Origin of the sequence: Ideonella azotifigens, assembly GCF_006519715.1 — a bacterium.
Classification (GTDB): Bacteria; Pseudomonadota; Gammaproteobacteria; order Burkholderiales; family Burkholderiaceae_C; genus Ideonella; species Ideonella azotifigens.
Map to the genome: position 1 here is coordinate 1 of NZ_VIDT01000507.1, position 4109 is coordinate 4109.

General features: G+C 67.4%; 4 protein-coding genes and 1 pseudogene. 4 read left to right on the top strand and 1 reads right to left on the bottom strand.

From position 1 onward, the window contains the following. Nucleotides 1-200: pseudogene (locus FKP22_RS32525) on the top strand (LysR family transcriptional regulator); the annotation flags it as partial. Between the two features lie 30 nt (nt 201-230). After that, nucleotides 231-917, top strand: coding sequence for a glutathione S-transferase family protein (locus FKP22_RS22960; RefSeq protein WP_141289998.1), 687 nt, complete (start codon nt 231-233; stop codon nt 915-917). A 313-nt stretch (nt 918-1230) separates the two neighbouring features. On the opposite strand, the gene FKP22_RS22965 is transcribed toward FKP22_RS22960, so the two are convergent. Further along, nucleotides 1231-2232: a GlxA family transcriptional regulator gene (locus FKP22_RS22965; protein WP_233446940.1), complete on the bottom strand. Its 1002-nt coding sequence runs from the start codon at nt 2230-2232 to the stop codon at nt 1231-1233. Between the two features lie 158 nt (nt 2233-2390). Here FKP22_RS22965 and FKP22_RS22970 point away from each other — a divergent pair, with 158 nt between their 5' ends. Together FKP22_RS22970 and FKP22_RS22975 are read left to right on the top strand one after the other, a co-directional pair. Beyond that, nucleotides 2391-3257 carry an ABC transporter substrate-binding protein gene (locus tag FKP22_RS22970; protein WP_141290000.1) on the top strand — a complete coding sequence of 289 codons (867 nt, stop codon included), beginning with the start codon at nt 2391-2393 and terminating at the stop codon, nt 3255-3257. Nucleotides 3258-3281: 24 nt separating this feature from the next. After that, nucleotides 3282-4067, top strand: coding sequence for an amino acid ABC transporter ATP-binding protein (locus FKP22_RS22975; RefSeq protein WP_141290001.1), 786 nt, complete (start codon nt 3282-3284; stop codon nt 4065-4067). Nucleotides 4068-4109 lie beyond the last annotated feature (42 nt).

Genomic DNA, 4109 nt, shown 5'->3' on the forward strand with positions numbered 1-4109 from the left:
ACGACGCGCTGGCCCGCGGCGAGATCGTCGAGCCCTTCGGGGAGAGCGGCCGCCTCGGCTCGCCCTACAGCTACTGGCTGATCCCGCTGGGCGCCAACCCGGCCGAGCGCCCCGAACTGCAGGCCTTCACCGCGTGGCTGCTCGCGCAGTCCAAAGAGACCTGTGACGCGGTGGGCTGCAGTGGCCGTGACTTACGATGAGGCGCCCTCGGCTCTCAACCACGCCTCGCCATGCAGCTCTACATCGACAACAAGAACTACTCGTCCTGGTCCATGCGCCCGTGGGTGCTGATGCGCCACTTCGGCATCCCGTTCGAAGAGGTCATGGTGCGCTTCGACAGCTTCGAGGCCGACTCCGCCTTCAAGGCCACCGTCAACGCCGTGGGCCCCACCGGCAAGGTGCCGCTGCTGGTCGACGAAGGCTTTGCCGTGTGGGACACGCTGGCCATCGCCGAATACCTGGCCGAAAAGTTTCCCACCCTGCCGCTGTGGCCAGTTGACCAGCGCCAGCGCGCTCGTGCCCGCAGCCTGTGCGCCGAGATGCACTCCGGCTTCGGTCACCTGCGCAACCATTGTTCGCAGAACCTCGAAGCCTCGCTGCCCGAAGTAGGCGCCCGGCTGATCGCCGAGCAGCCCGGCGTCGTGTCAGACCTGCAGCGCCTGCAAGCCATGTGGACCGAAGCCCTGGACCAATCCGGCGGCCCCTTCCTGTTCGGCAGCTTCGGCATCACCGACGCCTATTTCGCCCCTGTGGTGGGCCGCATCCGCACCTACGCGCTGCCCGTTTCCGACATCGTCAACGAGTACATCGCCAACGTGTGGGAGACGCCAGGTGTCGAGGCGTTTGTGGGTGAGGCGCTGGCGGAGAAGGACTTCCGGGAATTCGAAGAGCCATACCGGAAGTCGGCGGCGGGTTGAGTTCCTTCGTTCAGGTCGGCGCACGATCAGGTCGCCGGGGCGCATTCCTCCGCTCATGTCCTCCGCCCGGACTGCGTCCGAGCTCCCCCTTTACTTCGCTCCGAAACACGCCCCACCGCCCTGATCCGGCACGGTTCAGGCTGTTCAACCGGTGCGAGGTCCAAGCGCCGCCAGCCAGGGGCGTCGGGTGGTCGGCGCAGTGAAGTGAAGGAGGAGCTTGGACGAAGTCCAAGCGGAGGACATGAACGGAGCCGACCACCCGGCGGCCCTGGCCCACGCCAACCAAGGCGAAGCAAGAACCGAAAAGCAATCCTCAAACTTTGGCCACCAAAGCCGCCCGCAAGCGCCCCGGCGCCATGCCGTAGTGCTGCTGGAACAGGCGGATGAAATGTGCCGAGTCGGCGAAGCCGCTGTCGGCTGCAATCACGCTGATGGCCGCGTCCGTCGTCGTCAACAACCAGCGGCCGAACTTCAGGCGCGAGCGGCGATAGAACTCCGCGGGTGACAGGCCCGTCTCGGCGACGAACACCCGCTCCAGTTGCCGCCGGTTGCAGTCCACCAGCCGCGCGATCACGCCGATTTCCAGCGGCGTGGCGATGTTCTTTTCCATCAGCAGGATGGCCTGGCGCAGCTTGTCGTTGTCGGCACCGGCGTAGCCCAACGCGTGGCGGCGGGCGACGTGGGAGCTGGCGGCGCGGCGCGAGACGGTCATCTGGTGCACGACCTTGGCCGCGCGGTCGGCCCCGCAGTGGCGACGCACCAGCTCGGTGGCCAGCTCGATGATGGAAACGCCGCCGGCGCAGGTGATGCGGTCGCCGTCGACCAGGTAGTCGCCATGCGTGCTGTGCGGCAGCGCGGGGAACAGGCGCTGCCAGTCGGCCACGTGGAAGGGGTGCACGCAGGCAGTGTGGCCGTCCATCAGGCCGTGGTGCGCCAGCACGAAGCTGCCGGTGCAGATGCCTAGCAGCGGCACGCCCGAGGCCGCGGCCTGTTTCAGAAAGCGGACCTGCCGGCGGTCCGCCTTGTCCAGCTGCGGCAGCAGGCCGCCGATCACCGCGATGTAGTCGAACGTGGCTTCCGAGCCCAGCGACTGCTGCACCGGCACCTCGATGCCGCAGCTGGCCGCAATGCGCTCGCCAGGCGTGCCCAGGACCGTCCAGCTGCAGCGCAGCTGCTGGCTCTGGTCGCCGATGTCGGCCGCGTGGCGCAGCGCGTCGCACAGGCCGGCCAGCGACAGCAGCGGGAACTGCGGCCACAGCAGGATGCCGATGCGCAGTTCCACGCCGCCCGCGCCGGGTGCGTCCAGGCGCGCCACCAGGGCATCAGCGCCAGTGTCTGGTGCAGCTTTGACGGTTCGGGCGGCTTGTCGCATGCGTTCAATTCGGGGGGTTGCGCCTTCAATGCAAGAAGCAGGCGCGTTCCTAAAGTCGGCTTCGTTCAACCCACCCAAGTGTGTCTCCCAAGGAGTTGCCGATGACCCCGTTCTTGCCCCTGTTGCGCCGCCTGCTGCCTGCTGCACTGCTGTTGAGTGGCGCTTGCGCCTTTGCGCAAACGCCCGCCACCGTCGAGCCCGGCACGCTGACGATTGCCTTCACCGGCGACATGCCCGGCACCGGCTGGCAGGACGGCAAGATGATCGGCTACGACGGCGAGGTGCTGCAGCACGTGGCCGACACGCTGAAGCTGAAGGTCAAGCCGGCGCTGATGGAATGGTCCGGCACCATCGCCTCGGTGCAGGCCAAGCGCGTGGACCTGATGGCCGGCACCATGGGCTGGACCGAGCAGCGCTCGAAGATCATGCTGCTGAGCGACCCGATCCACTACTTCAAGAACGGCATCACCCAGGTCGACAAGACGAACTGGACCACACTGAAGGACCTGGAGAAGAAGAAGGTCGGCACCATCACCGGCTTCTCGTTCATCCCCGAGCTGCGCAAGATCCCCGGCCTGGAGCTGTCGCTCTACGACACCTCCGACGCCGCGGTGCGCGACATGCTGGCCGGCCGCATCGACGCGGTGATCGGCGATCCGCCGGTGATGCAGTACGCCATCTCGCGCAACCCGCAGTGGCACCTGCGCTTCAACGCCTTCAGCGACAACAACCCCGACTTCCCGCTGCTGACCGGCCTGGGCCAGGTGGTGATCGGCTTAAACAAGGATTCGCCCGAGCTGCTCGCGGCCGTGAACGCCGAAATCACCAAGCTCTGGCAGGGCTGCGAGCTGAAGAAGATCGGCACACGCTACGGCCTGGTGCAGGACGTCTGGTACATGCCGGTGGGCAAGAACTTTCGCGCCGGCGTGGACCGCCCGGCCGGCTGGCAGCTGCCCAGCTGCAAGTAAGCCCTGCCGCCGAAAGCTGCCGCGATGAACACCACCGCTCCCCCGCTGCTGCAGGTGCGCGACCTGCACAAGCGCTACGGCCCGCTGGACGTGCTCAAGGGCATTTCCTTCGACCTGCACAAGGGCGAGACGCTCTCGCTGATCGGCCCCAGCGGCTCGGGCAAGTCCACCTGCCTGCGCTGCCTGAACTTCCTGGAACGGCCCGACGGCGGCTCGGTGACGCTGGACCACCAGCGCATCGGCCAGCGCCAGGGCGGCAACGGCCAGTGGCGCTTCATGACCGACAGCGAACTGGCGCCGCAGCGCGCCGGCATCGCGATGGTGTTCCAGCTGTTCTATCTCTGGCCCCACCTCACGGTGCGGGACAACGTGGCGCTGGCGCCGATGAAGGCCATGGGCCTCAGCCGCGCCGAGGCCTACGAACGGGCAGACGCGATGCTGGCCAAGGTGCACCTGCACCACAAGGCCGGCGAATACCCCGAGCGGCTTTCCGGCGGCCAGCAGCAGCGCGTGGCGATTGCCCGCGCGCTGGCCCAGCAGCCGCAGCTGATCCTGTTCGACGAACCGACCTCGGCGCTGGACCCGGAGTTGGTCGGCGAGGTGCTGAACGTGATCCACGAACTGGCCGACGAAGGCCGCTCGATGATCCTGGTGACGCACGAGATCCGCTTCGCGCGCGAGACGGCCGACCGAGTCATCTTCATGGAAGGCGGTCACATCGTCGAGCAAGGCAGCGCGGGCGATGTGATCGACCGGCCGCAGGCGGTGCGCACGCGGCAGTTCCTCGGCCAGATGCTCACGGCAGCCTGAAGTCGAGACATGAACGCCCTCGACGCGCTCCCGTCCATCCTC